The organism is Bradyrhizobium sp. CER78 (genome assembly GCF_029846235.1).
GTDB lineage: Bacteria > Pseudomonadota > Alphaproteobacteria > Rhizobiales > Xanthobacteraceae > Bradyrhizobium.
Genome location: NZ_JARVWP010000013.1, coordinates 97,955 through 124,074, shown reverse-complemented (window position 1 = coordinate 124,074; position 26,120 = coordinate 97,955). Strand labels below are relative to the sequence as shown.

Genomic DNA, 26,120 nt, shown 5'->3' with positions numbered 1-26,120 from the left:
TGCGCCTGCCGACACGTTCTTGAAGTCGGACCAACCTGATTCTGCAGGCCGCAAACCGGGAACGGCCGAATGCTTACATTCGCGCTCATGCGACATACCCCGAAATGCCGTCCCATAACAACTTCAGTGCCGTCACGATGAGCAATCCGTAGCAGGTACGATAGATCTGGCGCTGATCCAGTACGCCGTGCAGCCGCCAGCCCAGCCACACGCCGGCGGGGATCGCGAGCAGGCAGATCGCCATCAACTTCCACACGCCCATCGTCGGCTTCACCAGCAACAGCCACGGCACTGCCTTGGTCGCGTTGCCGACCGTGAAGAACAGGCTGGTCGTCCCTGCGTAAATCTCCTTGGTGAGTCCGAGGGGCAGAAGATACATCGCCAGTGGAGGGCCACCCGAGTGCGCCACCATGGTGGTCACCCCTGATGCGAAGCCGGCCGTGATCGCCTTCGACGTGGAACGCGGTCGTATGTTGATCTTCCCGCCGCCGGCGAACCAAATTCCAACGAAGATCAGCGTCGTCACTGCCATCACGATCGCAATCGCGCGGTGGTCGAGAAAGCGGAATACCAGGTAGCCGCACGCGATGCCGACCACGAGACCCGGCAGCAGCAAAGCAAGATCCGGCTTCGACCAGGTCGACGGCTTCCAGAAGAACAGCGCAAACAGGTCCATCGCAATGAACAGCGGCGCGAGCAGGCCGCCCGCCGTGACCGGATCCATCACAATCGACAACAGCGGAATGCCGACGATGGAAAAGCCGCCGCCGAAGGCACCCTTCATGAAGCAGATCAGGAAGACGCCGGCGAAGGCGACGGCAATCGTTGTGGCGCTCAGGTCGACTGGGGAGGATATCATCATGACACCTGCTCCCGCTCCGAACGGGCGACGAGACCGTGGACAGCCGCTTCGATCTGGGGCCGTCCGAGCCCGATACCCTGCAGTGCACGGTCGTCGAGCTGGCAAAGCGTCGCAATGGCGGCTCGGCGGATGAAATGGCTCACGACGGCGTCGCAGCAATTGCCGAGAAGTTGAGCCCAGGTACCCGGCGTCTTCGTGACGCCACACGGGGCGATTTTTGAAATGATTGCAGACATTTCGGGCCTCCAATGGGTGGCTGCGGGCAATGCTGCACCGTCGCGACGAACGCTCTTTCGAGCGGTCCGCGTGCTCATCACCGGCAGAAATCTTCGCTAAATCCGTTACAATCGGCTTGACGCGGTCAGAATGACCCGAGACATTGCTCGGTGCAATGTTTACATTGACATCGATTCAATAAACATTGATCTCGGTGCAATCATGTCGAGGTTCGAATATCTGAGGCTGGCGGATGCGATTGCGGGGGAAATCGCCGACGGCACCCTCAAACCGGGCGATCGGCTGCCGCCCCAGCGCAATTTTGCGTATGACCGCAAAATCGCGGTCTCGACGGCTGGCCGGGTCTATGCAGAGCTCCTGCGCCGCGGACTTGTCGTCGGTGAAGTCGGCCGCGGCACCTTCATCTCAGGCGACGCCAAACGCGGCGCCGCAGCGTCAAGTGAGCCGCGCGGCATCCGGATCGATCTCGAGTTCAACTATCCGATGCGTCCCGAGCAGACTGTGCTCGTTGCAAAAAGTCTGGACGGATTGGAGAAACCTGCGGCGCTCGATGAGGCATTGAGGTGGGCGACCAGTGTTGGAACACCGGCGCTGCGAAGCGTAGCAGCCGCCCATCTGACACAGAACGGATGGTCCCCGTCTCCCGAACAACTTGCGTTCGCGGGTAACGGGCGGCAGAGCATTGCCGCGGCGCTCGCGGCCGTCGTTCCCACGGGCGGCCGCTGCGGCGTTGAGGCGTTGACCTATCCCTTCATCAAGGGCATCGCAGCCAGGCTCGGTATTTCACTTGTGCCGCTCGCGATGGATGAAGACGGCCTGCGGCCAGATTCGGTGCAAAAGGCGCATCGTGAGGCCCATCTCTCGGCCATCTACATCCAGCCGGCCATTCAAAATCCTTTGGGTATGACGATGCCAGCGTCGCGGCGCGCCGACATCCTTCGCGTCGTTGAAAAGCTCGCGCTTCCGATCATCGAGGACAATGTCTACGGGTTCTTCGATGACCAAGCCCCACTTGCTGCGCTTGCCCCGGATTCCTGCATCGTCATCGATAGCCTGTCCAAGAGAGTCGCGCCGGGGCTAACCGTGGGGTTCATCGTGTCGCCGCAGCGACTGCGCGAGAGCGTGATGGCCTCGGTGCGTTCCGGTGGCTGGACCGCATCAGGGTTTGCGTTCGCGGCCGCGCAGCGGTTGATGGGCGACGGCACAGTTGCCGAACTGACGAGACTGAGGCGCCTGGACGCGCGCGCGCGTCAGAAACTGGCGATCGGTCGTCTTTCGGGCTTCGAAATCCAAACCAATGAAAAGTGCTTTCATCTGTGGTTGACGTTGCCGGCGCACTGGCGCTCGCAGAGTTTCGTGGCGGCAGCGGCCAGACGGGACATTGCGTTGACGCCTTCAACGTCCTTCGCCGTGACAGCCGGTCATGCGCCGAACGCCGTCAGACTGGCGCTCGCGGCTCCGACTATGGATCAGCTCGATAGCGGCCTCAGCACGCTGGCCGCGATGCTGAGCACTAACGAGGTCGATTTCGATACGACCGAATGAGCGAGGCATGCTGAGCGGGCCGGTTTCGGCTTTGCTCTGCCAACGCTTAGGTCGGGTACGGCATAAATCAATTTGTGATTGGCGCTGAACGATCGCGCTCCAACTGCACGTCAGTCGTCGGCCCGGGCCCGCGGCTGGGCCTTCCGGTCACTAAAACCTCCTTCGATCGACAGCACTAAAGGAAAAAGCGACAGCACGCGGTGCAAAGCGCGCGAACGGTTCTGCTCCTATCTTCAACGCCATCAATTGGAAAAATTCTGAAAGGACAGGAGCACCAAATGAGCCACATTCTCCCCAGCGGCGGCGGCAAGGCCTTGATCAATGTTGACGATACGGCCTTGCTGTTGCTCGACCATCAAGCTGGCTTGCTTCAGACCGTGAAGGACATCACCGTCGCTGAGCTGCGGGCTAATGTCATCGCACTAGCCCGGATCGCGACCCTTCTGAAGATTCCGGTCATCACGACGGCGTCCGTGCCGGAGGGACCGAACGGCCCGCTGATGCCGGAGATCGCCGAGCACGCGCCGCATGCGGTCTATGTCTCGCGCCATGGCCAAGTTAACGCCTGGGACAACGATGCCTATGTCGAGGCCGTTCGCGCGACCGGTAAGAAAACGCTGATCATGGCCGGTGTCTGGACCAGCGTCTGCGTGATGTTCCCCGCGCTGGATGCGAAGGCGGCAGGCTTCAACGTCTATGCGGTGATGGACGCCTCCGGCGACCCCACGGAGTTCGTTTCGCGCACAACGCTCGCGCGCTTCATCCAGGGCGGGATCGTGCCGACCTCGACCAACGCGACCATCTCCGAGCTGCATCGCACGTGGGCGCGGCCCGAAGCGGCGGAGATCGCCGACATCTACACCGTGGCCACCCCGAACTACAGGGCAGTCATGGAGAGCTACGACAACGCAAAGCGCATCGGTTCGTCGGAGAAGCAAGCGGCCTGACGCAGCCTTGCAACGCATCAGATATGTCGCCGGCGCTGCGAGCCGCCGGCGATAAACCTCGAAGCCGGAAAGCGTCATGAAAACCTACGTCTTGTCTCTCGCTGCCGGCGTTCTCATCGGAGTCATCTACAGCCTTCTGAACGTGCGCTCGCCGGCACCGCCGCTGGTGGCGTTGGTAGGACTGCTCGGCATTCTCGTTGGTGAGCAGGCAATCCCGATCGGCAAGCAGATGATGACAGGCTCGGCGCTGTCAGCTGCCTGGCGTCGGGCGAAATGTGCGCCACACATCTTTGGAATGCTGCTGGGCCACGCGGCTGGCAGTGAGCCGTCAACCGTCAAGACTACGGACAAGATCTCATGAGCGCTCCCGATATCATCCTCCATCGCGGACTCTTCGCCACGCTCGACCGCGGCAATCCCGCGGCCACCGCCGTCGCGATCAAGGATGGCGTGTTCACGGCCGTTGGTCACGACAGCGACGTGATGAAGCTGGCCGTCCCCTCGACCAGAGTCATCGATCTCAAGGGACGCCGCGCGCTGCCCGGCCTCATCGACAATCATCTCCACATCATCCGCGGCGGTCTGAACTTCAACATGGAGCTGCGTTGGGATGGCGTGCGCTCGCTCGCAGACGCAATGGCGATGTTGAAGCGGCAAGTGGCGATCACGCCACCACCGCAGTGGGTACGCGTTATCGGTGGCTTCACGGAGCATCAGTTCGTGGAGAAGCGTCTGCCAACCATCGATGAGCTCAATGCGGCCGCGCCCGACACGCCGGTCTTCATCCTGCATCTCTACGACCGCGCCATCCTCAACGCTGCAGCGCTACGTGCGGTCGGCTACACGAAAGATACCCCGGAGCCTCCTGGTGGCGAGATCACGCGCGACGCCAAGGGTAATCCGACCGGACTGCTGCTTGCTAAACCGAACGCCAACATTCTCTACGCGACGCTGGCCAAAGGTCCGAAGCTGCCGTTCGACTACCAGGTCAATTCGACGCGGCACTTCATGCGCGAGCTGAACCGGCTTGGCGTCACCGGCGCGATCGACGCAGGCGGCGGCTTCCAGAATTACCCGGACGATTATGCCGTGATCCAGAAGCTGTCTGACGAAGGGAACCTTACGATTCGCCTTGCCTACAATCTGTTTACGCAGAAGCCGAAGGGCGAGAAGGAGGACTTCCTGAACTGGACCAGCACCTCGAAATACAAGCAAGGCACCGATTATTTCCGTCACAACGGCGCCGGCGAGATGCTGGTGTTCTCGGCCGCCGATTTCGAGGATTTCCGCGTAGCGCGGCCCGACATGCCGCCGGAAATGGAAGGCGAGCTCGAGGACGTCGTGCGTGTGCTGGTACAGAACAAATGGCCGTGGCGGCTGCACGCGACTTACGACGAGACGATCTCACGCGCGCTCAACGTGTTCGAGAAAGTGAACCAGGACACGCCACTGGAAGGCCTGCATTGGTTCTTCGATCACGCCGAGACGATTTCGGATCGGTCGATCGATCGCATTGCCGCGCTTGGCGGCGGCGTCGCGGTGCAGCATCGAATGGCCTATCAGGGCGAATATTTCGTCGAGCGCTATGGTGCTCGGGCCGCGGAAGCAACGCCGCCGGTGAAAAAGATCCTCGACAAGGGTGTCAAGGTGTCCGCCGGCACCGATGCTACGCGCGTCGCCTCCTACAACCCCTGGGTTTCGCTGTCCTGGCTGGTCACGGGCAGGACGGTAGCCGGACTTCGCATTACGCCGCAGCGCAATTGCCTCGATCGCGAGACGGCACTGCGCATGTGGACGGAAAACGTCACCTGGTTCTCCAATGAGGAAGGTAAGAAGGGCCGTATACAGGTCGGTCAGTTCGCGGACCTGATCGTCCCCGATCGCGACTACTTCTCCTGCGCGGAGGACGAGATTGCCGATATCACCAGCGAGTTGACGATCGTCGGCGGCAAGATCGTTTTTGGCGCACGGGATTTCGCTCCCCTCGACAAGGCCGCGCCGCCGCCGGCGATGCCGGACTGGTCGCCGGTGCGGAGCTTCGGCGGCTACGGTGCCTGGGCGGAGAAGGGCCCGGCGCGGGCGGCCAGGATCGAGGCAACCACATTCTGCGGCTGCGCCAACAGTTGCGGCGTCCATGGGCATGATCACGCGCGAGCCTGGTCGAGCCGGGTCCCCGTTGCAGATCTCAAGAGCTTCTGGGGCGCGCTCGGCTGCGCCTGCTGGGCGGTGTGACCATGAGCTGGCTCGATGCGCTCAATGCAACATTGACGTCCTGGCTGGCGCCGGTTTTCTCAACCCCTACGCTGCGCTGGATCGCCACGCTTCTCCTTTGCGGTGCCTATCTGCAGGGCGGACTGACCAAAGCGTTCAATTTCGGCGCCGCGCTCGCCGAGATGAAACAGTTCGGCCTAAGGCCGGCTGCGCCACTCGCGATTGCCGTCATCATGCTGGAGATCGGCGCATCGCTCCTGGTTATGAGCGGCCTCTTTTGTTGGGCCGGCGCGCTCTTGCTGGGAGCATTCACCTTGTTCGCGACCTTTCTGGCCAACCGATTCTGGGATGCGCCACTGCCTAAACGCTATGAAACGGAGAACTCGTTCTTCGAGCATCTTGGTCTGGTCGGAGGTTTTCTTCTGGTCGCAGCGTATGATTTGCACGGGTAGCCGGTGATCGCGTGGTGTTACGATGGAAGAGCTGATCCAACCGACGGCGGTCGATATAGCGCAGCCAACCGTGACGTTTTCGCAGCGTCACCTTCACATGCTGCTGCTCGGCTTCGGCTTTGCGACCGGTATGGAGTTCTATACCGCCGACAGCGTCAATCTTGTGCTTACCGACATCACGGGCAGCTTTGGTGTCTCCGGCGATGAAGCGAGCTGGAGTCTCACCATCTATAGCTCGGCGCTTTTCATGGGCGTGCCGGTTTGCGTCTGGCTCGCCGGCTATATCGGCCACAGGAGCTACATCATCGGCTCCATCCTGCTGTTTGCAGCGGCTTCGATTGCCAGCGTCACCGCCTATAGTTTTCAGACCTTGCTGGTCGCACGCGCCTTCCAAGGGCTTGCGGGAGCAGGCCTCGTAGTCTGGTGGCGCGGGAGCGTATACATGCTGCTGCCCAAGCCGCAGCGCAGTGAAGCCTTGATGCGCGTCTCCACCATGCTTTATCTGTCGAGCGCGTTAGGCATGTTGTTTGCTGGCTACATCACCGATGAGTTCAGTTGGCGGTTGATCTGCGTTCCCAACCTCATCTATGCCGCGGTGGCGATCGCGGTACTGCTGAGATATTTTCCCGATTTGCCGGTGCAGCGGTCGCATGGGCCAACCGATTGGGCAGGCATCGTCCTGATCGCCGTGACGCTGGTCTCGTTGCAGATCATTCTGAGCCGCGGCCACATCGACAACTGGTTCGGATCGCCACGCATCCGCGTGCTGGCCTGGCTCGGCGGCACGGCGCTGGCCCTGTTCGCGATCTGGCAGACCAGCCCACGCAATCGCGCGCCCTTGCTCCGCCTCGAGCTCTTGCTCGACCGTTATGTGCTGTCATCCGCGCTGATTGGCGTGTTTACCGGGATGATCCTGTCGGGCAGCCTTTACATGCTGCCCGAGTTCCTGCGCAACGTAGCCTCGCAGCCGCTCAGCGCGACGCAGACCGGGCGGGTGATGGCGGTGTATGCGCTGACGGCGGCGGCAGTGCGTCCGTTGATCGTTAGCGTCGTCGCCCGCTTCGGGCAGCGCAAGGCGATTTGTGGCGCGCTCCTCTGCCTGATCGCATCGATGCTCCTGATCAACCGCTTCCTCACCAGGGACACGCCGGTTTCCTACTTTTATCTTCCGCTTATGCTCTATGCACTTTGCGTCTCAGCGCTATTGCCTTCGGTCGGCAGCGGCACCGTCGCGCGGATCGAGCAGCACAAGCTGCTTGACGGTGTTTCGCTCTATATGACCTTCCGCCAGTTCGGCGCGGCGCTCGGCGTCGCTGTGCTTACCATCCTGGTGGAGCAGCGCGAGACGCTGCATTCCTCGCGCTTGTTCGATCATCTGAGGGCCTCGAGCCAGGTCGTACGGGAATGGATGACCACGGCCTCGAACACCGTCACCGTGCGCGGCGGCTACTCGGTGATCAGAAGCCATGAGATCGCCACCAAATTGCTTGCCGAAGTCGGGGGCCGCGAGGCAGCGACGCTCGCCTATGCGGACGCCTTCCTGTTCATGGCGCTGATTGGGGTCATTACACTCTGCCTCGTGCCGCTGATCCCGCCGACGCCCGTCGTACCTAAGAAATGAGCCGCATGACAGCAAGCGGAGACCGATTGCCATGACTGACCAAACAACCCTGAGGGAGGCGTCGTCGCCGCCAGTGCCATGGGCCGGCAAACCGGCGGAGCAAAAGCAGGCCGTTGCGCATGACCTGCACTCGCCGCGGCGCGCCCTCGTCGTCGGTGCCACCCTCCTCATCGCGGCGGTGATTGGGTTCTGTTTCTATGTGCCGGAGCTGTGGCAGGTCTCGACCGACGATGCTTATGTCAACGCGCATGTAGTGTCAGTCATGTCCAAGGTTGCCGCCTATGTTTCCAAGCTGCATGTCAACGACAATTCCAAGGCCGCGCAAGACGATCTGCTGCTTGAACTCGATCCGCGCGATTTCGTGGTTGCTGTGGAGATGGCGAACGCCGATCTGAAGAGCGCACAGGCGAACGCCGCGAATATCGAGGCGCAGATCCGCGAGCAGCATGCGATTGTCGCAGAGAGCCAATCGGCCGTTGACGGCGACCGAGCCACGCTCGATTTCGCGCAGCAGCAGCTCGATCGCTACCAGTCGCTGGCGACTTCCGGCTCGGGCACCGTCCAGCGCCTGCAGCAGGCCGAATCCGATGTAGGGCAGCACCGCGCCACGCTGCAGCATGACCTGGCGGCGCTCGATGCGGCCCGCGCCCACGAGGCGGTGCTAGAAACACAATTGGTCCAAGCAAAGGCTGCAACGGAACGGCAGCGGGCAGCGTTCGCCCAGGCTCAGCTCAACCTTTCCTACACCAGCATTCGTGCCAGCGATGCCGGCACTGTTGCTAACAAGACAGTGGAAGTCGGCAATTATGTGCAGCCGGGACAGGTACTGTTCTCAATCGTGCCCGACGAACTTTACATCACCGCCAATTACAAGGAGACGGAACTGACGAATGTCCGTCCTGGCCAGCGGGCAACTGTCCGAGTGGACGCCTTCCCAGGCCTGCGCCTTGAGGGACGCGTCGACAGCATTCAACGGGGCACGGGCGCGCAGTTCGCGCTGCTGCCCCCGGAGAATGCAACCGGTAATTTTGTCAAGGTCGTGCAGCGCGTGCCGGTCAAGATCACTTTCATTGATCCGGGCGAGGCGCTGCGCTGGATCTCTCCGGGCATGTCGGTGGAAGCGAAAATCTACACCGCTACGCCTCCCGCGTATCTTGGTATTCTCGACCGCTAATAACGGTCTAATGTTCCCGCCAGAAGCTCACATAACTGCGAGCGGCACGCTGAGCGATTTGGTCGTTGGCCATACCCCGAGTTGGTCCGAAGCGGTAATCTCCCGTCAACGTCGGCGCAACGTATGGCTCGCGCGGAATGACAAATGCCATTCGGTCAGCCATTGGTGATCGGAGCGAATCCGAAGGTTGACCCATCATTCCGTGGAATTTTAGAAGGTAGATGTGGGTGGCTAGTGCCCAGTGCGTCCAGAATATCGGCTGCAAAAATGCCGGCGCTTGTTAGTGCAAACAATGCCACCAGCATCTTCGGCGAGGCGATGCGAAATGCCGGGGGCACGACTCCAACTACCTAGGCGTCAAGATCAAGCGGGGATGGTAGGAGGCGCTGGCGAGAGGCTCGCCTTTCGCTGGTCTCGGCGACTTACTGGCGACGTCGGCTCGAAGTGAACGAAGCCTGTGCCCACTGCGAAGGAATTACTGCTTGGGCGCCACTGCGCAGCGCATCGATAGTATGGGCGACGAAAATGCCAACGCTCAATATTGTCAGACGCGCTATCATCATTTTCTCGAAACCTTAATTTGACCGGCGATGCTCGGTCGCAGGAAGGTGAAGCTTGGAGTTGACGTGCTGTCTTGTCGCGGATGAGCCGCTTCGGCGACTAACAGCCATGAATGGGCAGGAATGAACACCACGCGTTCGGGCCACTTGTGTTCGGAGCGGATCCGTAGATTGACCTGCTCGTTCGGTGGAACTTCAGAATGTGAATGTTCAACCGGAGCCGGAAGACACCAGTCGGCGGCAAACAGCGCCAAAAGAAGGACGCTCCCTACCCAAACAAAGTATTGACGTATCGGCATGGCAGTAACCTAAGGCAGCGATGATCCACTCGTACTTCTCCGCGCCTGGCGGCTCTCGCTTCACAAACTGGAGCATAGCGAACGCGTCCGGCAGCTGGCTTTGCATTGCGTGCCGTCGGTGTGTCTTTCGTTGCTGAGCGCAAACCGGGAAAGATCTACGTCGCTATCGAGAGGACCGGGTTGACGCTGACATTGTCGGATGGTGAGGTCCTATGTCGCGATCCGAACTGTCGACGGTATTGACCGGGCGCTAGACCCGTCGCCTGCTTGAAGGCGCGCGCAAAATTAGCTTGGCTGGAAAAGCTTAGAGAAAGCGCAATGTCGATCAGCGAGCGATTGCCGCTTATCAACATTGCTTTCGCGTGCTCAAGACGTTTGGCACTGACGTAACTATGCGGCGATTGCCCGACGGACTGTCTGAAGGCCCGTGCGAAATGGTATCGGCTCAGACACGCAATCGATGCCATGTCTTCAACGCAGAGATCGCCTTCCAGGTTTGCTTCTATGTAGTCAAGGACACGAAAGAGCCTGCGCCGATCGAGCCCTCCTCTTGCGTGAAGCGCACAGGACTGGGCGATTGGCGTACTAACGTGCTTTTGAATCAGTCTTGCCGCCATGCTGTTGGTCAGAGACTCGACCAACAGCTTGCCGGCAGATGTTTCGGACTTCAGTTCCGTCGCAATAGCGTGTGCCATCTCGCCAAAAAGTGGATCTTCGAAAGCGGCTTCGTATGTCAGCGCGCCGAGCGATGAAGCATCGATGTCGATACCGAGCTTGCTGGGCGAGAACTGGCTCGGCGAGACATAGAGATGCAGGATGCCCGGCAGGTCTTCGGCGATATCGATCGAGCCTTCGCGCCAACCAGGGGGAGAAAGCCAAATAGTACTGCGGGCCGTCACAATGCAGTCTTCGATGCCTGAGGCCTGTCGCGTGATGCGCGATTTCCTGCCGTGTACGTCGAGGCAAATATGGGTGTCGAATTGCGGGCCCTTCCACGGGATCACGCCCTTGCCATGGCTGCGCAGCTCGGCTGTCAGGCCGGACCAGCCACGATATGCCGAGGATAGCAGTAGCTTCGAGGGACCATGCTTCTCCCAAAAGTCGCCACAGTATGATGGCGCCTCATTTTGGCTCAACATAGCTGCGTCTCCTTGATTTTCCTTCGTAAATCTAGTTTGTATGGATTGTCTGCAGGTAGGGACGGCGCTGCCCTGAACAATTGATCCGGGGAAGCCAAACAATTGGCTTGGGAACGCCACACGCAATGGTGAACAAGCGTACGACCTCGTCGACCTGGATGCGCGGTGTCGCCAACACGCTTTTCGCGCAGGGGCTAGACGTGGCTACGTTGTTCGCGCAAGCCGGACTTCGCATTGAGAATCTGGAGCATGTCGAGTTTCGCTGGCCGACCGAAGGGATCAGCAAGCTTTGGATGATTGCCGCCGAACGCTCAGGCAATCCGGACATCGGGCTGTCCAGTCCGTACGCGCGGCCCAACCACTTTGGCCTCGTTGGCTATGCCATGATGTCGAGCCCGGACCTGGAGACGGGCCTAGCGCGGGCGATCCGCTACAACAGTGTTGTCAGCGATGCTATGATGATCACGCTCGACCCGGGAAAGGGCGGCAAGTGGGCGCGTGTGGAGCTGTTTGGTGGCGAATGTCCGATCCCCCGCCAACGCAACGATTATTTGCTTCTGACCGTCCTGACCTTTTGCCGCTTGATGCTTGGCCGGCCGCCGCAGCTCTTGGCTGCGGCCTTCAGGCACCACCAGCCGAGCTCGCTTGCCGCCTACAATGAAGCCTTCAATGCGCCCCTGCAGTTCGAAGCGCCTTTCAACGGTTTGCTGATCTCCAGGGAAGATCTTGCGAGCAAACTTCCGACCGCCGCCCCCGAACTGGCCGACTTTCACGACCGCATGGCCGAGCAGGCGCTGCGCAGTCTGGAGCACGCCGACGTCAGCCATCGCGCGCGCCAGGCAGTCGCGTGCCGTTTGCTGGACGGAGCGCCGTTGCGCTCGACCATTGCCGCGGCGCTGAACATGAGCGATCACACGTTCCAGCGCCGCCTCACGAGCGAGGGCACCTCGTTCACCAAGCTTGTCGACGAAACGCGGCGTGAGCTCGTACAACAACATCTCGCTGATAGACGGCTGAGCTCCGCCGAGATTGCTTATCTGCTGGGCTATGCCGACCAAAGCACCTTTTTTCGCGCCACCCATCGTTGGTTCGGCGAGTCACCTGGCGAATACCGCGCGCGTGTGACGGCGGGGCCAAGAGCGGCAGATCGTTGAGTCACGCGGCGACTAGAGCCTGATTGCCGTTGAGTGTCTTTCACAAGCGCTGCCTTCAAGTAAGCAGCGAAGGTCCTGCCAAATTCTTCGCCGGCTAGGCGCTCTTTCGCGGCCTTTCACCAGCAGCAAATGAAAAAGGGAAGGCACGCGAAGCGAAGACCGCGAGCGCTCGCTTCCGAGCCGCTGCGATCGCTGTCGCCGGGGGAGGCGCTTTCGATGGTGGCATCAATTTACGGGATCGCCGCCGCTGTCTTCAGCAACGAATGACACAAACAGCAGCACACCAAGAGAAGCTTTCGGCGCAACGCTTCGGTACTTCCATCGCAATACGATAGTCCGAGAATCAAGGCGTGTGGAATTCCCCGCTTGTCACGGAACTTACATCTCGGTCGAACAAGGAGCCATCATGCCGATCACCGCCACGCCAACAACCTTGGCACAAAAGCAGCTGCCGGCGCCGAACAGCGACTTCTACTCGATTTATGAAACCTTGAACGCCGAGGAACTCGCGACAGTGCGAAGGATCCGCGAGTTCATGGAGGAGAAGGTCGCGCCCGTTATCACTAAATACTGGGTTGACGACGCGTTTCCCTTCGAGCTGTTGCCGGCGGTGAAGCAGTTGGGCATCGGTGGGATCGGCCTGCAAGGCTACGGCTGCGCCGGTGGAAGCCAGGCACTGGTGGGCTTTAGCCAAATGGAAATCGCCCGGGTCGATCCTTCGTTCGCGACTTTCGTGGACGTTCACAGTCACTTGGCAATGGGCTCCATTTATCTCAACGGCTCGGAAGAGCAGAAGCGGAAATGGCTGCCGCCGATGGCGCGGTTTGAGAAGATCGGCTGTTTCGGCATGACCGAGCCGCTCGTCGGTTCGGGTGCCGGCGGCGGTATGCTTACTACGGCGAAGCGCGAGGACGACACCTGGATCCTCAACGGCGAGAAGCGTTGGATCGGGAATGCGCCGTGGTGCGATATTTCCATCATCTGGGCGAAGGATGTCGCCGACGGCCAGGTCAAGGGCTTCATCGTCGAGAACAAGACGACGCCCGGCTTCTCTGTCGAGAAGATCGAGAACAAAATCTCCCTAAAGGTCGTCCAGAACGGTCACATCACGTTGAAGAATGTTCGGGTGCCAGAAGAAAATCGCCTCCAGAATGCCAAGTCGTTCCGCGACGCCGCGAACGTCTTGAAGATGACCCGTTACACTGTTGCGTGGATGGCGACCGGCTGCGCGATGGGTGCCTACGAGGCCGCCCTCAAATATTCCCAGGAACGTTCGCAGTTCGGGAAACCGATCGGCTCATTCCAGTTGGTGCAGGATCTGCTCGCCAAGATGATCGCCAACATCACGGCTTCGCAGTGCCTAATCGTCCGCGAAGCGGAGTTGAACGATGCAGGCAAGTTGACGGGCGCCCGTGCATCAGTCGGCAAGGCGTTTTGCACGGCCAAGTGCCGCGAGACTGTCGCTTGGGCCCGCGAGATTCTCGGCGGCAACGGCATTGTGGCTGATTACAAGGTCGCCCGCTTCTTTGCGGATGCTGAACCGCTGTACACGTACGAAGGCACCTATCAGATGCAGAATCTGATTCTCGGTAAGGCCATCACGGGCTTCAGCGCCTACGTGTGACGCAGCGTGGGCCGGCTTTTTTGCTGGCTCGCCCCTTTTCAGAACAGGAGAGATGAACATGGCCTCGTCGCCAGCTGCACTCGTGCCTTCGTCCTTGGCCAAATCGGTCACTTCGCCAGCAACGCTGACGCTGGCGAATGTTGCGTACGAAAAGAAGGGCGCCGTCGCTTACGTGACGGTCAATCGGCCGAAGGTGCTCAATGCACTCAGCCGGGCGACGTGGGCAGATCTGCGGACTGCGTTTGAAGATGCGCGGGATGACGCAGCGGTACGCGGTGTCATTTTGACGGGCGCCGGCGACAAGGCATTCGTAGCGGGCGCCGATATCAGTGAGCTTGCGCAGGCTACGGTGCTTGAAGCGGAACGATTTGCTCGTTTCGGTCTGGAGGTCCTTGATCTGATCGAGAACCTCGGCAAACCGGTCATCGCAGCGATCAATGGCTTTGCTCTTGGAGGTGGCTGCGAGTTGGCGATGGCCTGCACTGGCAGAATTGCGGTGGATCGCGCGAAGTTCGGGCAGCCTGAAGTCAAGCTCGGTGTCATGCCAGGTGGTGGCGGAACGCAGCGTCTACCGAGGTTGGTCGGCAAGGGTCGCGCCCTGATGCTCATTCTGTCGGGAGAGATAATCAGTGCACAGGAGGCCTGGCGCATCGGGCTCGTGAACGAAATCGTTCCGGCGCCGGAGTTGATCGAACGCGCCGAGGCGATCCTGCAGAGCTTCGCATCCAACGCACCGATCGCCGTCAAGCTCTCGCTTGAAGCGGTGAACAAGGGTTTGGAGACAAGCCAGAGCGAAGGCCTGCTTCTTGAGGCTGCCTATTTCGCACTTTGCGCCGCAACCGAGGACAAAGATGAGGGCACGTCCGCCTTTCTTGAAAAGCGCGTGCCGTGGTTCCGCGGGCAGTGAAGAACAGCTCTCCGCTTGTGAAAATCCAGGAATCACCAATGACAAACGACAGCATCTTGTCCGGCCTAAAGGTCTTAGACTTTGCAAGTTACATCGCGGGTCCCAGCGCCGCAGTGATCTTGTCTGACTTTGGAGCGGAGGTTGTCAAAGTGGAGCCACCCGGTGGCGATCCCTGGCGAATGGGGAACAATAGCCCGCCGGAGCCACAAGCAAACGACGCATATCAGTGGCACCTGGCGAACCGCAACAAGCGCGGCATCACGCTCAATCTCAAATCGCCGAGCGCTCGCCCGGTTCTCGAGCGGCTTGTCCGATGGGCCGACGTCCTGATTGTCAATACGCCACATCCCGCGCGGAAGCGATTAGAGCTCGAATACGACGATGTTGTTCAGTGGAATCCGCGCCTGATCTATGCGGACCTCACTGGCTTCGGTGAGAAGGGGCCCGACGCTGATCACCCTGGCTTCGACATCACGTCGTATTGGGCCAGGAGTGGTCTGCTATCCCTGACACGCGATGCCGGCGCGCCTCCGACCTGGCCCGTCGGTGGTAGCGGTGACAATGCGACCGCTGTCGGCCTGTATTCGGCGATCTTGCTGGCGCTTTACCAGCGTGAGCGCAACGGCAGGGGGGCTTACGTCACCACCTCGCTGCTTGCCGAAGGCGTCTGGTCAGCGAGTGTTCCAATCCAGGCCGCGCTTTGCGACGCGGACTTCTTTGTGCATGACCGAAGCCGGCCCGCGAATGCAGTCAAGAATGTGTATCGCGCCTCTGACGGCATTTGGTTCGTTCTCGTTGCCGCAACCAATAAGCTGCCAGTCCTGGCGAAAGCGATCGATCGGATGGATCTTTTGACGGACCCGCGATTCTCCGATCCGGCCAAGCTCCTGCAGAACATGCCGCAGCTGACCGCAATTCTCGACAAAGTATTCGCGTCGCGGCCGATGGCGCACTGGGATGCGGCCTTCAATGACGCACACATCACTTTCGGTGCTGTGAGACAGCCACAGGAAGTCATCAACGATCCGCAGTTGCGGTTGAATGACATCATCGTGCCGCTCGAAGGGGCGGGCGGGAAGCTGACCTCCACAATCAGCAGTCCGATTCAGGTTCATGGAGCCGTCAAAGTACCGGCGAAACGCGCCCCTGAACTTGGTGAGCACAATGAAGAGGTTCTCAAACAGCTCGGGTTTAGCCTGGCCGAGATCGACAGCCTGCGCGCGAGTGGAGCGGTACCGCAAGCTGGTGGCTAACCGGGGGTACCAACGAATCGAGGACCTAAGCTGGAGATTGTCCATGAAGACGGAAACCATTGCCATCCAAGACCGGCCAAGTTCTGCAGCAGGCACCATGACTCCGCGCTTGTTCGTTCTGGAGACATCTGATGGGCAGATCTTCTCGGTCAATCCCGACGGATCCGACAAGAAGGTCATTGTAACAGGTTGCCCGATGCCAGACGGAATCGTGGTCGATGCTGGTGCCGGTCACATTTATTGGACCAACATGGGCGAGTTCAAGCAAAACGATGGCTCGATAGAGCGGGTGGGGCTCGATGGGAAGAACCGCACGATCATCGTGCCTAAAGGCGACACCTTCACGCCCAAGCAGCTCAAACTCGATCTGAGGAATGGCAAGATCTATTGGTGCGATCGCGAGGGAATGCGCGTGATGCGCTGCAATCTCGATGGCTCAACGGTCGAGACGTTGGTTGACACAAGCGGAGGCGACGCTCGCCCCGGTCATGACGCAACGAAGTGGTGTGTGGGAATTGCCGTCGATACCGACCGCGGCCAAATGTACTGGACCCAGAAGGGGTCCGACAATGCTGGAGCCGGTCGCATCCTTCGCGCGAACATCGAAACGCCGACAGGCGAGAATGCGGCCAATCGTAGCGACGTCGAAGTTCTCTACGAGGGATTACCCGAGCCCATCGATCTTGAATTAAATATCGCGAAGCGACTGATCTATTGGACCGACCGAGGCGATCCGCCGCGAGGGAATACGGTCAATCGCGCTCCGATGGACGCGGCTCCCAAAGAGAGGCCCTCGCCCGACATCCTGTTTACGCACTTGATGGAAGGAATTGGAATAGCCGTCGACTACGCGAACGGCCGCATGTTCGTGACCGATCTCGCCGGTTCCATCTATTGCGTAAAGATGGATGGCTCCGGAGAAAAACTCCCCGTCCTCACGCACCAGGGCAACCTCACCGGGGTCGCCTACGCAGAGCTGCCCAACAGGAGCTGAACCATGTCGTACAACAAACCAATCCGCCGAGTTGCCATCGTCGGCGCCGGAGTCATCGGTGCCAGCTGGGCGGCTCAATATCTCGCTCACGGGCTCGACGTCGTCGCCACCGATCCCGCTCCCGGTGCGGAAGCCAATTTGCGCAAGTACGTCGACGAAGCGTGGCCGCACCTCGTCCAGATCGGTCTGTCCCAAGGCGCCTCGCGCGATCGGCTGAGCTTTACGGCGAACATGAAGGACGCTTTGTCGCATGCCGATTTCGTCCAGGAAAACGGACCGGAGCGGCCCGATTTCAAGATGAAGCTGTTCGCAGAGATCGACGATGCGACTCCGATCGACTCAATAATAGCTTCGAGCTCGTCCGGGATCACTGCGAGCGTCATTCAGACAAACTGCGCACATCCGGAGCGTGTTGTCATCGGACATCCGTTCAATCCTCCGCATATCGTTCCGTTGGTCGAAGTCGTCGGCGGAAAACGTACGTCGTCGGAGGCAGTTCAGCGAGCTATGACCTTCTATACTTCGATCGGCAAGAAGCCGATTCATTTGAAAAAGGAGCTTCGCGGTCACGTGGCCAATCGGTTTCAAGCCGCGCTCTACCGGGAGATGCTTTACGTCATTCAGGAAGGCGTCGTCAGCGTCGAGGAGGCTGATGCAGCTGTTTCCTATGGACCAGGTCTTCGCTGGGGAGTGATGGGCCAAAATCTGCAGTGGCACCTCGGCGGCGGCGCGGGTGGGATCAAGCACTGGATGGACCACTTGCTGAATCCTACTGCGGAAATGATGAATGCGCTCGGAACTCCGGACATCACGCCCGAGCTGAGGCAGGAAATCATCGATGGGGTGACACGCGAGGCAGCCGGACGCTCGGTTGATCAGCTCGCGCAGCACGAAAACCAAGTGATCGTCGGGCTCATGCGTCTGCGAGGCATGCATGCCAACCAGGAATTGGAAGGAAACGGTGAAAAATGAAGCGGTTACCTATAATGTTGGTTAGCGCAGTGCTCGCCTCAAATTTGGCTGCAAGTGAGGCGCTTGGCCAGAATTACGACAACGTCGGGCGTTTCGAATCGGACAGCCAAGTCATTGGCGATGGCCGTAGCGTTCGAAAAGATGAGGGACTGCGCTATGGTCCGAGGGACGATTTCGGTGCAAGCCAACCTGAATATGACGTCCAGGATGGCCGCAAGCCTCGCTGCTATTTTCCAGACGAGTGGCCCGAGAGGCCGCCTTGGCCGCCGTTTTGCGATTGAGCATCTGACCGGCAGCCGTCTGTAGCTCTCAGCTTGAATCGGCTCCACTGATTTCTCATCGGCGGTGCTCGCACGCACCGAACGTCGGTACCGCGTGTCTATGGTTCTCAGATTTGAGAGAGGTCAATGCCCGCAGTTCGGACAATTTCGATCGCGACCAGAGCCTATGGCCGCCAAGAGATGTGGAGAGCCAATTTTCTGGAGCGAGCGAAGCACTATCATTTTGCGGCAGCGATGAGCCAAAGCCCTTACGAAATTGAACGCTTCTGCGAGATAGCGGAGATGTTTGAGTTGATGGCTCGCGGGATCCAGCCTGGTCGATTGGATTCTGGTTTCGCATTCAAGAGATGGAGAAGAAGCCGATCCGGCTTTGGAAGGTCGACCAAGGCACTCATGGCGTGGCTGCGTGGCTTCGTCGGAGCGACGAGAGATCGATTCACTGCGCTGCGGGAGCTCGTTCCAAGGCGGAAAGAGAATCACTCATCACGGATGGCCTAGAGCCCACCAACGGCCGCGGGCCGGAAACTGGCTCGGCGTTGGCTGTGAAAGCTGCCAAAAACCCCGATCGCCTTCAGCCCATTTCGCAAGGGAAATCTACGGAGATGGTGGAAGCGGGCCTCTCCCAAGTATTTCGACAACAACAACTCATGGGGGACGACCGAGGCTGTCGAGCGAATGAATGTATCCAATCTTGAAGCGCTTTAGGGCGATCGGCGAGCGGCGGCATCCATTCTGTTCGTGGCTTCATATCAAGCGAGCTTTATCACCGGACCTGTCCTGCCGATCGCCGGCGATGATCTCGGCTATGAGATTGTGGGTAGTCCGCCGATGAATCAGGAGAACACTATGGCAGTCCCTTGTATCATTACCGTTGCAATCACCGGTTCGCTTCCAACCAAAGCTGACAATGCTGCCGTCCCGATCACGATCGCTGAGCAGATCGAATCGACGCAGGAGGCCTTTGAAGCGGGCGCAACGCTTGCGCATTGTCACGTGCGGGACGATGCTGGCAAGCCAACGTCAGATCCCGAACGGTTCGGACGCCTACTGGAAGGTGTCAGAAGGCATTGCCCCGGTATGATCGTGCAACTTTCCACCGGAGGCCGATCGGGCTCCGGGCGCGAGCGCGGTGGTATGCTGCCGCTCAGGGCCGACATGGCGTCCCTCTCGACAGGATCGTGCAATTTCCCTACGCGCGTTTACGAGAACGCGCCGGAACTCGTCGAATGGCTGGCGTCAGAGATGCTGGCTTATGAAGTGAAGCCGGAGATCGAGGCGTTTGATCTCTCGATGATCTTCCAGGCTGTCGCAATGCAGAAGCAGGGCAAGATCAAGGGGCCATTGCATGTCCAATTCGTGATGGGCGTGAAGAATGCTATGCCCGTCGACCGGGAGACGTTTGAGTTCTATGTGAAAACGCTGAAGCGCCTGGCGCCTGACGCGACCTGGACGGGCGCGGGTATCGGGAAGGACCAGATCACGCTCAACGCATGGTCACTCGAACTGGGCGGTCATTGTAGGACCGGGCTTGAGGACAATGTGCGACTAGATCGCGAGCGGCTTGCACCTTCGAACGCCGCGCTCGTCAAGCGAGTCGTCGACCTTTGCGATCGCTACGGGCGACGTCCAGCAACCGTGCAAGAAGCGCGCAAGTTGCTGACGCTCGCGGCGTGATTTCGCCGGCGGATAATTATTCCTTTGCTGAGGCATGTTGGCTCCCAACGCGGATGCAGGATGTTCGAGAGCGACCGTCCGGCGGAGAATGTCTCGAGCCAACTTCTAGCTAAGGCCAGCGCCGAGGCTTGGCACTGTTGGGCTGCTTGCTTCGCGCGACTCGCAACCGGCGTGCCCACTGACCCAGGGCTTCGAGATGCTTTCCCTGCCGCTACAGCGTTCGAAAGGGTGTTGAATCAAGCAAGGGCGTAGGGAAGCTCGATTGCTCACCGATCGCTGCACTGCTGCATTAAGTCGTCTCTAAACACCCGTTAGACGAACCCGCATGACATGCGATTACATTCCGAAAGGGGCGGCCGGTCCTCGGGGGGAAAGGACCGGCCGCGGGGAAGCCCGGCGAGGGACCAAGGGTAGACATGCGCCGGGGACCCAAACTGCGTTTCAGCAAATCTTGACAGATGCGGACGCGTCGCGAGCCATTTTTGGCGCCGGGCCACGCACGGAGATACGGGTGATAGCCATCGCGGTAAGATCGCTCACTCGTCTAGCGACGTTCACCGACCTGCAGACCGACACTGTCCGCGTAATATTGCGTGCATGCCTACTTCAATGCGGCTTGCCAAGTACGAAGGTGAACGGGATCACGAAAAGCTCATCACCTTGGCTGTCGCTGACATGCAAGACCCAGTCACGCCAATCCTCGAGGCTCCGCTCGTTGGTGAAGGATTGGACGAGGCGAGTCGCATGGTCACGCGCTTCAGCGAGATCCTTCACGACGGCACCGTGGTGATCGAGGAAAACCTTCTTCGTATTGGAGCGGTGAAAATATACCTGGGTCATGTCCAATCTCCCGCCTTGGCATCGGCGGCAGCGCGAGCCGCTGCCTTAGCCGCATCAGCGTGCGAAGCGTTCTCTGCTCGGTGGTTGTACAGGTCGGCAAGGGCTTTCAGTTGGTCCGCTACCGCTCGATTGGTCATGGTGCTGGCGGAGTGGAGCAAAGTCTGCGCCGCTTTTCGATATTCATTTCCTCGTCGTGAGATCTGCAACGTCATGATAAACCTCCGTCGGTCGGCGAATGGCGAGATCAATTCGCCGTGGGTTCCTGTTATGCAGAAGTTTTTCGGTCGCGGCTTTGCTCTGGTTGCCGTGATGTTTTCATGGGTTGCTGTCGATGGCGGTCGGTCGGGACCGCGTTTAGCGGGATCCTTCGCGTACGTTGCCGGCGACACTGCGACATTTCGGCGGGCCCGAGTCGCCTTGAAAATTGAGTGACGTCGCCCACGCTCCTGGGCCGGTTAACAAACCCGCATCGTCATCAGAGAGTTCGCAGCTCTGCCTCCGGCAATTGTGTGCGACGGGCTCCGCTTTGGCCAATTCGATTGCGTGAACGTGGTTGGCATTTCGAGACCTCACCACCGCCACGGTCGGCTTTAGTACGAGCGAGGAGACTATTGTCGTGTTTGCCTCCGCAGTCGCCAGCAATGAATGACAAAACCACGGCACGGGATGCAAAACTTCCTGCCGACAGCCTCGCTATGTTCGATGCGATGGAACAAGACGCCTGCCACAGTCGCAGGCCGCGCAACGAATGGAGATCCGAGATGGCCACCGCTACCGCGCCGAAGCCTGCAAAACAGCTTCCGCTGCCGAATAGCGACTTCTTTCAATTCGCTGAGATGCTACCTGACCAGGAGCTCGCGATCGTAAAGAAGGTACGCGCATTCATGGAGACGAAAGTCGCGCCCATCATCAACAAGCACTGGGTCGAGGACTCCTTTCCGTTCGAGCTCCTCCCGTCTTACAAGGAGTTGGGCATCGCTGGTGTCGGAATGAATGGCTATGGCTGCCCGGGCGGAAGTCCCTTGATGGTCGGCTTGGTCGCATTGGAGATCGCGCGAACCGACGTTTCGTTTTGTACCTTCCATGGCGTCCATACCGGTCTTGCGATGAGTTCCATCTACCTCGCCGGCACGGAAGAGCAAAAGCAGAAGTGGCTGCCGCCGATGGCGCGCATGGAAAAGATCGGCTGCTTCGCGCTGACCGAGCCGCTGGTGGGCTCGGGAGCCGGTGGTGGTCTCACGACCACGGCGAAACGCGATGGCGACACCTGGATTCTCAATGGCAAGAAGCGCTGGATCGGCAACGCTCCCTGGTGCGACATCTCGATCGTCTGGGCGCGCGACGTGGCTGATAACCAGGTCAAGGGCTTCATCGTCGCGAACAAGACGACACCCGGGTTTAGCGTCGAGAAGATACAGAACAAGCTCGCGCTGAAGGTGGTGCAGAATGGCCAGATCACGATGACCGACTGCCGCGTCCCAGATGCGAACCGTCTTCAGGGAGGCAAGGGAACGTTTCGCGATGCTGCATTGGTACTGCGAGGCACCCGGCATGGCGTCGGCTGGGAAATCACCGGTGCCCAGATGGGCGCCTACGAAAATGCCCTCAAGTACGCCCAGGAGCGCTTGCAGTTCGGTAAGCCGATCGGATCGTTCCAGCTCATTCAGGAGCTTCTGGCGAAGATGTTAGCCAACATCGTAGCCTGCCAAGGCATGCTGGTCCGCTCGGTGCAACTGGAAACCGAAGGCAAGCTGACGGATGCGCAGGCGGCGATCGTCAAGGCGTTCAGCACAGCCAAGGCCCGAGAAACCGTTGCTTGGGCCCGTGAGGTGCTCGGCGGCAACGGGATTCTGGTCGACTACAACGTGGCGCGCTTCTTTGCCGACACCGAGGCGATCTACTCCTACGAAGGCACCTACCAGATCCAAAACCTGATTGTCGGCAAGGCGATCACCGGGCTCAGCGCCTTCGTTTGATGTTCGCGGCTGGGCCGGCACTGAGCTACCGGCTCACCCCCTCAACCTGGACCAAGGTCGCTGGGCCATTCGAAGGGCCAGCGAAGATCACGGGTCAACTCAGGAGTCAGTCATGCCAGACGAAAACATCTTCTCCGGACTGAAGGTCGCGGATCTGTCGAGCTTCATCGCAGGACCCAGCGCCGCCGTGATCCTCTCCGACTTCGGCGCCGACGTCATCAAGGTCGAGCCGCCGCACGGCGATCCGTGGCGGCATGCGAACAAGACGCCGATTCAACCGCAGTCCGAGGATCCGTATCAGTGGCACCTTGCCAATCGTAATAAGCGCAGCATTGCGCTCGATCTCAAGTCACCGGGCGCACAGCAGGTTATCTTCGAGCTCGCCAACTGGGCCGACGTTTTCATCGTCAACACGCCGCACCATGCGCGCAAGAAGTTGAAGCTCGAATACGATGACGTCGCTGGGTGGAACCCGCGCCTGATCTACGCCGATCTCACCGGATTTGGTGAGAGGGGACCGGACGCCAACTTGCCAGGCTTCGACATCACGTCCTATTGGGCACGCAGCGGTCTGCTGTCGTTGACGCGCGACGCCGGTGCGCCGCCCACCTGGCCGGTAAGCGGCAGCGGCGATAATGCGACAGCCGTTGGCCTCTATTCGGCGATCGTGACTGCGCTCTATCGACGCGAACGGACTGGCAAAGGCTCTTATGTGACCACGTCGCTGTTGGCCGAAGGTGTGTGGGCCGCGAGTGTGTCGATTCAGGGCGCGTTGGCTGGGGCCAAATTTCCCCCGATGCACGACCGCACGCATCCCGCCAACGCCGCGATGAATGTCTATCGTGCCGCTGATGGCACCTGGTTCGTGCTCATCGTCACCCCTGACAAATTCGCGGCGGTCGCAAACGCCATCGGCCGACCGGATCTCTTGACCGATCCGCGCTTTTCCGAACCGGCGCAGCTTCTGGCGAACATGACGCAGCTCACGGCCGTCTTCGACGAAGTATTCGGCGCCCAAGCGATGCCACACTGGCACTCGGTCTTTGCCGGCGTCAACGTCACATTCGGAGAGGTCCGCGGACCACAGGAAGTGATCAACGATCCGCAACTGACCGAAAACGAGATCGTGGTTCCGATCGAAGGCGCGGGTGACAACGTCAGCTCAACGATCAGCAGTCCGATCCAGGTGCACGGCGTCGCGAAGGTTCTGGCTCAGCGCGCGCCCGGCCTGGGCGAGCACACTGAAGAGATCCTCGGTGAGCTGGGCTTCGACGCCAGGAGCATCGAGAGCCTGCGCGAGGACGGTGCCATCCCCCAAGCAGAAAAACGCATACCGCAGACGCTTCGCCAAAGCTGAAGAAGCCACATCATGAGCGCGGCGACCAAGTAGGTCGTCAGCGGCCCCACAAACGCGCGCACCAGGCGCGACTGCAAACACGAAAGGATATCCCATGACCGTACTCCAGGCTGAAAAGACAACGGTCTCATCGGGCGCGGCGCACTCTGGGCGACTGTTCCTGCTCGAACTCAATGCCGGACGGATTCATTCGATGAATGCCGACGGATCGGATCGGAAGGTGATCGTCACGGATTGCCAATTTCCTGACGGCATCGCGGTCGATGCTGCCGCTGGCAACATTTACTGGACCAATATGGGCGTTCCCAGCTTGAACGACGGGTCGATCGAGCGCGCCGACCTCGATGGAACGAACCGCAAGGTCATCGTTGCGCCCGGAGGTACGTACACGCCGAAGCAGCTGCATCTCGATAAGCCGAGCGGTAAACTCTACTGGGGCGATCGCGAAGGAATGCGCGTAATGCGCGCCAACCTCGATGGCTCTCAGATCGAAACGCTCGTGGAGACCGGACGAGGCGATCTCGACCGTCGTGACCAGGCCCGATGGTGCGTCGGCGTAACCATCGACCCTGTGCGTCAGCAGATCTACTGGACCCAAAAAGGTCCGACTAAGGGAAACAGAGGTCGCCTTTGCCGTGCGGGAATCGAGATCCCCAGGGGTCAGACCGGCGCAAACCGATCGGACATTGAACTATTGCTCGATCATCTGCCGGAGCCGATCGACCTCGAGTTAGATATCGGCAGGCGTACGCTTTACTGGACCGACCGTGGCGACCCGCCTCGCGGAAACACAGTAAGTCGCGCGTCGATCGACGCAAAAGTTCTATCGGCGGAGATCGTCGTCAAACATCTGATGGAAGGAATCGGCCTTTCGCTCGATCTCTGGCGTGACCGGATGTTTGTGACCGATTTTGCCGGATCGCTGTACTCCGCCCGCCTGGACGGGTCAGAGGAGCGCACCATTCTCGCGGCCCAGGGCAACCTCACCGGCGTCGCTTACGCAGAAGTCTAAAGCTCGATCGCAGGAGAATTGATCATGTCGAACACCAAGACAATCCGCCGCGTCGCTGTCATCGGCACCGGCGTGATCGGCGCCAGCTGGAGCGCGTTGTTTCTCGCAAAGGGACTGCAGGTCGTCGCGACCGATATCGCGCCTGACGCAGAAATCGCCCTGAGGAAGTTCGTGAAAGCCGCTTGGCCGGCGCTGGAACGGCTGGGTCTCTCGCCCGGCGCATCGCAATCGAACCTGACGTTCACTGCTGACTTCGCAAAAGCACTGGCGGACGCTGACCTCGTCCAGGAGAACGGGCCAGAGCGGCTTGACTTCAAGCAAAAGCTCTATGGCCAGCTCGACGAACTGCTGCCGCCCGACGTGATCATCGCGTCGAGTTCGTCGGGACTCAAGATGAGCGACATTCAATCGGGCGCCGCGTCACATCCGGAGCGCTGTGTCATCGGCCACCCCTTCAATCCGCCGCACTTGATCCCCCTGGTCGAGGTCGTCGGCGGGACCAAGACCTCCGAAGAGACGATCCTGCGCACGATCGAGTTCTACAAGTCGATCGGAAAGAAGGCAGTACGCCTCAACAAGGAAATGCCGGGTCACGTCGCCAACCGGCTGCAGAGCGCCTTGGCGCGCGAGGTCTATTACCTCGTCGCCGAAGATGTACTCAGCGCCGCCGATGTTGACGACGCCCTTTCCTGGGGACCGGGTCTGCGCTGGGGCATCATGGGCAACATGATACTCAATCATCTCGGCGGCGGCCCTGGCGGCATCGAGCACTTCTTTCACCAATTTGCCGGCCCGATGAGTAGTTCGTGGAAGGCCCTTGGCGCACCGGTGCTTACTCCGGAGATCCAGAAGAAGCTCATCGACGGCGTGCATGCCGAAGTCGGCTCGCGTACCATCGAGGAACTTGAGGCCGAGAGGGACGAAATCTTGCTCGGGCTCCTGCAGTTGCGCACGAAACAGCTTGAGACGGTGTCCGCCCCCAAACTGGCAGCCGATCTCCCGACCAACCGCCTACGTAAGGAGGCATGA

The 26,120-nt window shown here is 60.0% G+C and carries 24 protein-coding genes; 18 read left to right on the top strand and 6 right to left on the bottom strand.

Annotated elements, in window-relative coordinates; all coding sequences use genetic code 11:
- Positions 1–85: 85 nt before the first annotated feature.
- Positions 86–859, bottom strand: coding sequence for a sulfite exporter TauE/SafE family protein (locus QDT69_RS25870; protein ID WP_279709399.1), 774 nt, complete (start codon positions 857–859; stop codon positions 86–88).
- Positions 859–1,098 carry a hypothetical protein gene (locus QDT69_RS25865; protein ID WP_279709307.1) on the bottom strand — a complete coding sequence of 80 codons (240 nt, stop codon included), beginning with the start codon at positions 1,096–1,098 and terminating at the stop codon, positions 859–861. The genes QDT69_RS25870 and QDT69_RS25865 overlap by 1 nt, the downstream gene beginning before the upstream one ends.
- 202 nt (positions 1,099–1,300) lie before the next feature.
- On the opposite strand from QDT69_RS25865, the gene QDT69_RS25860 reads away from it, so the two are divergent.
- From QDT69_RS25860 to QDT69_RS25830, 7 genes are all read left to right on the top strand, one after another.
- Positions 1,301–2,644, top strand: coding sequence for a PLP-dependent aminotransferase family protein (locus QDT69_RS25860; protein WP_279709398.1), 1,344 nt, complete (start codon positions 1,301–1,303; stop codon positions 2,642–2,644).
- 278 nt (positions 2,645–2,922) lie between these two features.
- Positions 2,923–3,591: an isochorismatase family protein gene (locus QDT69_RS25855; protein ID WP_279709306.1), complete on the top strand. Its 669-nt coding sequence runs from the start codon at positions 2,923–2,925 to the stop codon at positions 3,589–3,591.
- A gap of 76 nt (positions 3,592–3,667) precedes the next feature.
- Complete coding sequence (locus QDT69_RS25850; RefSeq protein WP_279709305.1) at positions 3,668–3,952, top strand: XapX domain-containing protein; 285 nt, start codon at positions 3,668–3,670, stop codon at positions 3,950–3,952.
- A complete protein-coding gene (locus QDT69_RS25845) occupies positions 3,949–5,823 on the top strand; it encodes an amidohydrolase (RefSeq protein ID WP_279709303.1) in 1,875 nt (624 codons plus the stop codon). The genes QDT69_RS25850 and QDT69_RS25845 overlap by 4 nt, the downstream gene beginning before the upstream one ends.
- Positions 5,824–5,825: 2 nt before the next feature.
- Positions 5,826–6,254 carry a DoxX family protein gene (locus QDT69_RS25840; RefSeq protein ID WP_279709302.1) on the top strand — a complete coding sequence of 143 codons (429 nt, stop codon included), beginning with the start codon at positions 5,826–5,828 and terminating at the stop codon, positions 6,252–6,254.
- Positions 6,255–6,276: 22 nt separating this feature from the next.
- On the top strand, positions 6,277–7,875 hold the full coding sequence (locus QDT69_RS25835) for an MFS transporter (protein ID WP_279709300.1): 1,599 nt from the start codon (positions 6,277–6,279) through the stop codon (positions 7,873–7,875).
- Positions 7,876–7,906: 31 nt separating this feature from the next.
- A complete protein-coding gene (locus QDT69_RS25830; protein ID WP_279709298.1) occupies positions 7,907–9,049 on the top strand; it encodes an HlyD family secretion protein in 1,143 nt (380 codons plus the stop codon).
- 559 nt (positions 9,050–9,608) lie between these two features.
- Here QDT69_RS25830 and QDT69_RS25825 read toward each other — a convergent pair.
- Together QDT69_RS25825 and QDT69_RS25820 are read right to left on the bottom strand one after the other, a co-directional pair.
- Positions 9,609–9,908: a hypothetical protein gene (locus QDT69_RS25825; protein WP_279709296.1), complete on the bottom strand. Its 300-nt coding sequence runs from the start codon at positions 9,906–9,908 to the stop codon at positions 9,609–9,611.
- A gap of 155 nt (positions 9,909–10,063) precedes the next feature.
- Positions 10,064–11,047, bottom strand: a complete 984-nt coding sequence (locus QDT69_RS25820) for a helix-turn-helix domain-containing protein (protein WP_279709295.1) — start codon at positions 11,045–11,047, stop codon at positions 10,064–10,066.
- Positions 11,048–11,172: 125 nt separating this feature from the next.
- On the opposite strand from QDT69_RS25820, the gene QDT69_RS25815 reads away from it, so the two are divergent.
- From QDT69_RS25815 to QDT69_RS25785, 7 genes are all read left to right on the top strand, one after another.
- On the top strand, positions 11,173–12,201 hold the full coding sequence (locus QDT69_RS25815) for an AraC family transcriptional regulator (protein ID WP_279709294.1): 1,029 nt from the start codon (positions 11,173–11,175) through the stop codon (positions 12,199–12,201).
- A gap of 406 nt (positions 12,202–12,607) precedes the next feature.
- Entirely contained in the window at positions 12,608–13,825 is a 1,218-nt protein-coding gene (locus QDT69_RS25810) for an acyl-CoA dehydrogenase family protein (protein WP_279709293.1), read from the top strand.
- A gap of 58 nt (positions 13,826–13,883) precedes the next feature.
- Complete coding sequence (locus tag QDT69_RS25805) at positions 13,884–14,732, top strand: enoyl-CoA hydratase-related protein (RefSeq protein ID WP_279709291.1); 849 nt, start codon at positions 13,884–13,886, stop codon at positions 14,730–14,732.
- Positions 14,733–14,770: 38 nt separating this feature from the next.
- A complete protein-coding gene (locus tag QDT69_RS25800; protein WP_279709290.1) occupies positions 14,771–15,985 on the top strand; it encodes a CoA transferase in 1,215 nt (404 codons plus the stop codon).
- Between the two features lie 43 nt (positions 15,986–16,028).
- Positions 16,029–16,979, top strand: a complete 951-nt coding sequence (locus QDT69_RS25795; protein WP_279709289.1) for a 3-hydroxyacyl-CoA dehydrogenase — start codon at positions 16,029–16,031, stop codon at positions 16,977–16,979.
- 3 nt (positions 16,980–16,982) lie between these two features.
- Positions 16,983–17,951, top strand: coding sequence for a 3-hydroxyacyl-CoA dehydrogenase NAD-binding domain-containing protein (locus tag QDT69_RS25790; protein ID WP_279709288.1), 969 nt, complete (start codon positions 16,983–16,985; stop codon positions 17,949–17,951).
- Between the two features lie 1,127 nt (positions 17,952–19,078).
- Positions 19,079–19,906, top strand: a complete 828-nt coding sequence (locus QDT69_RS25785) for a 3-keto-5-aminohexanoate cleavage protein (RefSeq protein ID WP_279709397.1) — start codon at positions 19,079–19,081, stop codon at positions 19,904–19,906.
- 606 nt (positions 19,907–20,512) lie between these two features.
- Here QDT69_RS25785 and QDT69_RS25780 read toward each other — a convergent pair.
- On the bottom strand, positions 20,513–20,746 hold the full coding sequence (locus QDT69_RS25780) for a hypothetical protein (protein WP_279709286.1): 234 nt from the start codon (positions 20,744–20,746) through the stop codon (positions 20,513–20,515).
- Positions 20,743–20,958, bottom strand: coding sequence for a hypothetical protein (locus tag QDT69_RS25775; protein ID WP_279709285.1), 216 nt, complete (start codon positions 20,956–20,958; stop codon positions 20,743–20,745). Before QDT69_RS25775 ends, QDT69_RS25780 begins: the two co-directional genes overlap by 4 nt.
- 549 nt (positions 20,959–21,507) lie before the next feature.
- Between QDT69_RS25775 and QDT69_RS25770 the strand changes: the two genes are divergently transcribed.
- From QDT69_RS25770 to QDT69_RS25755, 4 genes are all read left to right on the top strand, one after another.
- The gene (locus tag QDT69_RS25770) at positions 21,508–22,722 is read left to right on the top strand and encodes an acyl-CoA dehydrogenase family protein (protein ID WP_279709283.1); all 1,215 of its coding nucleotides are present in this window, start codon (positions 21,508–21,510) and stop codon (positions 22,720–22,722) included.
- 112 nt (positions 22,723–22,834) lie between these two features.
- Positions 22,835–24,079, top strand: coding sequence for a CoA transferase (locus QDT69_RS25765; RefSeq protein WP_279709282.1), 1,245 nt, complete (start codon positions 22,835–22,837; stop codon positions 24,077–24,079).
- Positions 24,080–24,173: 94 nt separating this feature from the next.
- Positions 24,174–25,091 carry a 3-hydroxyacyl-CoA dehydrogenase gene (locus QDT69_RS25760; RefSeq protein WP_279709281.1) on the top strand — a complete coding sequence of 306 codons (918 nt, stop codon included), beginning with the start codon at positions 24,174–24,176 and terminating at the stop codon, positions 25,089–25,091.
- Between the two features lie 24 nt (positions 25,092–25,115).
- Positions 25,116–26,120, top strand: coding sequence for a 3-hydroxyacyl-CoA dehydrogenase NAD-binding domain-containing protein (locus tag QDT69_RS25755; protein WP_279709280.1), 1,005 nt, complete (start codon positions 25,116–25,118; stop codon positions 26,118–26,120).

Coding starts and splice junctions, on each gene's coding strand:
- QDT69_RS25850 (WP_279709305.1), top strand. CDS start 3,668: ATGAAAACCTACGTCTTGTCTCTCGCTGCCGGCGTTCTCATCGGAGTC.
- QDT69_RS25760 (WP_279709281.1), top strand. CDS start 24,174: ATGACCGTACTCCAGGCTGAAAAGACAACGGTCTCATCGGGCGCGGCG.
- QDT69_RS25845 (WP_279709303.1), top strand. CDS start 3,949: ATGAGCGCTCCCGATATCATCCTCCATCGCGGACTCTTCGCCACGCTC.
- QDT69_RS25820 (WP_279709295.1), bottom strand. CDS start 11,047: ATGTTGAGCCAAAATGAGGCGCCATCATACTGTGGCGACTTTTGGGAG.
- QDT69_RS25835 (WP_279709300.1), top strand. CDS start 6,277: ATGGAAGAGCTGATCCAACCGACGGCGGTCGATATAGCGCAGCCAACC.
- QDT69_RS25795 (WP_279709289.1), top strand. CDS start 16,029: ATGAAGACGGAAACCATTGCCATCCAAGACCGGCCAAGTTCTGCAGCA.
- QDT69_RS25860 (WP_279709398.1), top strand. CDS start 1,301: ATGTCGAGGTTCGAATATCTGAGGCTGGCGGATGCGATTGCGGGGGAA.
- QDT69_RS25800 (WP_279709290.1), top strand. CDS start 14,771: ATGACAAACGACAGCATCTTGTCCGGCCTAAAGGTCTTAGACTTTGCA.
- QDT69_RS25805 (WP_279709291.1), top strand. CDS start 13,884: ATGGCCTCGTCGCCAGCTGCACTCGTGCCTTCGTCCTTGGCCAAATCG.
- QDT69_RS25815 (WP_279709294.1), top strand. CDS start 11,173: ATGGTGAACAAGCGTACGACCTCGTCGACCTGGATGCGCGGTGTCGCC.
- QDT69_RS25775 (WP_279709285.1), bottom strand. CDS start 20,958: ATGACGTTGCAGATCTCACGACGAGGAAATGAATATCGAAAAGCGGCG.
- QDT69_RS25840 (WP_279709302.1), top strand. CDS start 5,826: ATGAGCTGGCTCGATGCGCTCAATGCAACATTGACGTCCTGGCTGGCG.
- QDT69_RS25870 (WP_279709399.1), bottom strand. CDS start 859: ATGATATCCTCCCCAGTCGACCTGAGCGCCACAACGATTGCCGTCGCC.
- QDT69_RS25780 (WP_279709286.1), bottom strand. CDS start 20,746: ATGACCCAGGTATATTTTCACCGCTCCAATACGAAGAAGGTTTTCCTC.
- QDT69_RS25755 (WP_279709280.1), top strand. CDS start 25,116: ATGTCGAACACCAAGACAATCCGCCGCGTCGCTGTCATCGGCACCGGC.
- QDT69_RS25770 (WP_279709283.1), top strand. CDS start 21,508: ATGGCCACCGCTACCGCGCCGAAGCCTGCAAAACAGCTTCCGCTGCCG.
- QDT69_RS25810 (WP_279709293.1), top strand. CDS start 12,608: ATGCCGATCACCGCCACGCCAACAACCTTGGCACAAAAGCAGCTGCCG.
- QDT69_RS25825 (WP_279709296.1), bottom strand. CDS start 9,908: ATGCCGATACGTCAATACTTTGTTTGGGTAGGGAGCGTCCTTCTTTTG.
- QDT69_RS25855 (WP_279709306.1), top strand. CDS start 2,923: ATGAGCCACATTCTCCCCAGCGGCGGCGGCAAGGCCTTGATCAATGTT.
- QDT69_RS25790 (WP_279709288.1), top strand. CDS start 16,983: ATGTCGTACAACAAACCAATCCGCCGAGTTGCCATCGTCGGCGCCGGA.
- QDT69_RS25785 (WP_279709397.1), top strand. CDS start 19,079: ATGGCAGTCCCTTGTATCATTACCGTTGCAATCACCGGTTCGCTTCCA.
- QDT69_RS25830 (WP_279709298.1), top strand. CDS start 7,907: ATGACTGACCAAACAACCCTGAGGGAGGCGTCGTCGCCGCCAGTGCCA.
- QDT69_RS25765 (WP_279709282.1), top strand. CDS start 22,835: ATGCCAGACGAAAACATCTTCTCCGGACTGAAGGTCGCGGATCTGTCG.
- QDT69_RS25865 (WP_279709307.1), bottom strand. CDS start 1,098: ATGTCTGCAATCATTTCAAAAATCGCCCCGTGTGGCGTCACGAAGACG.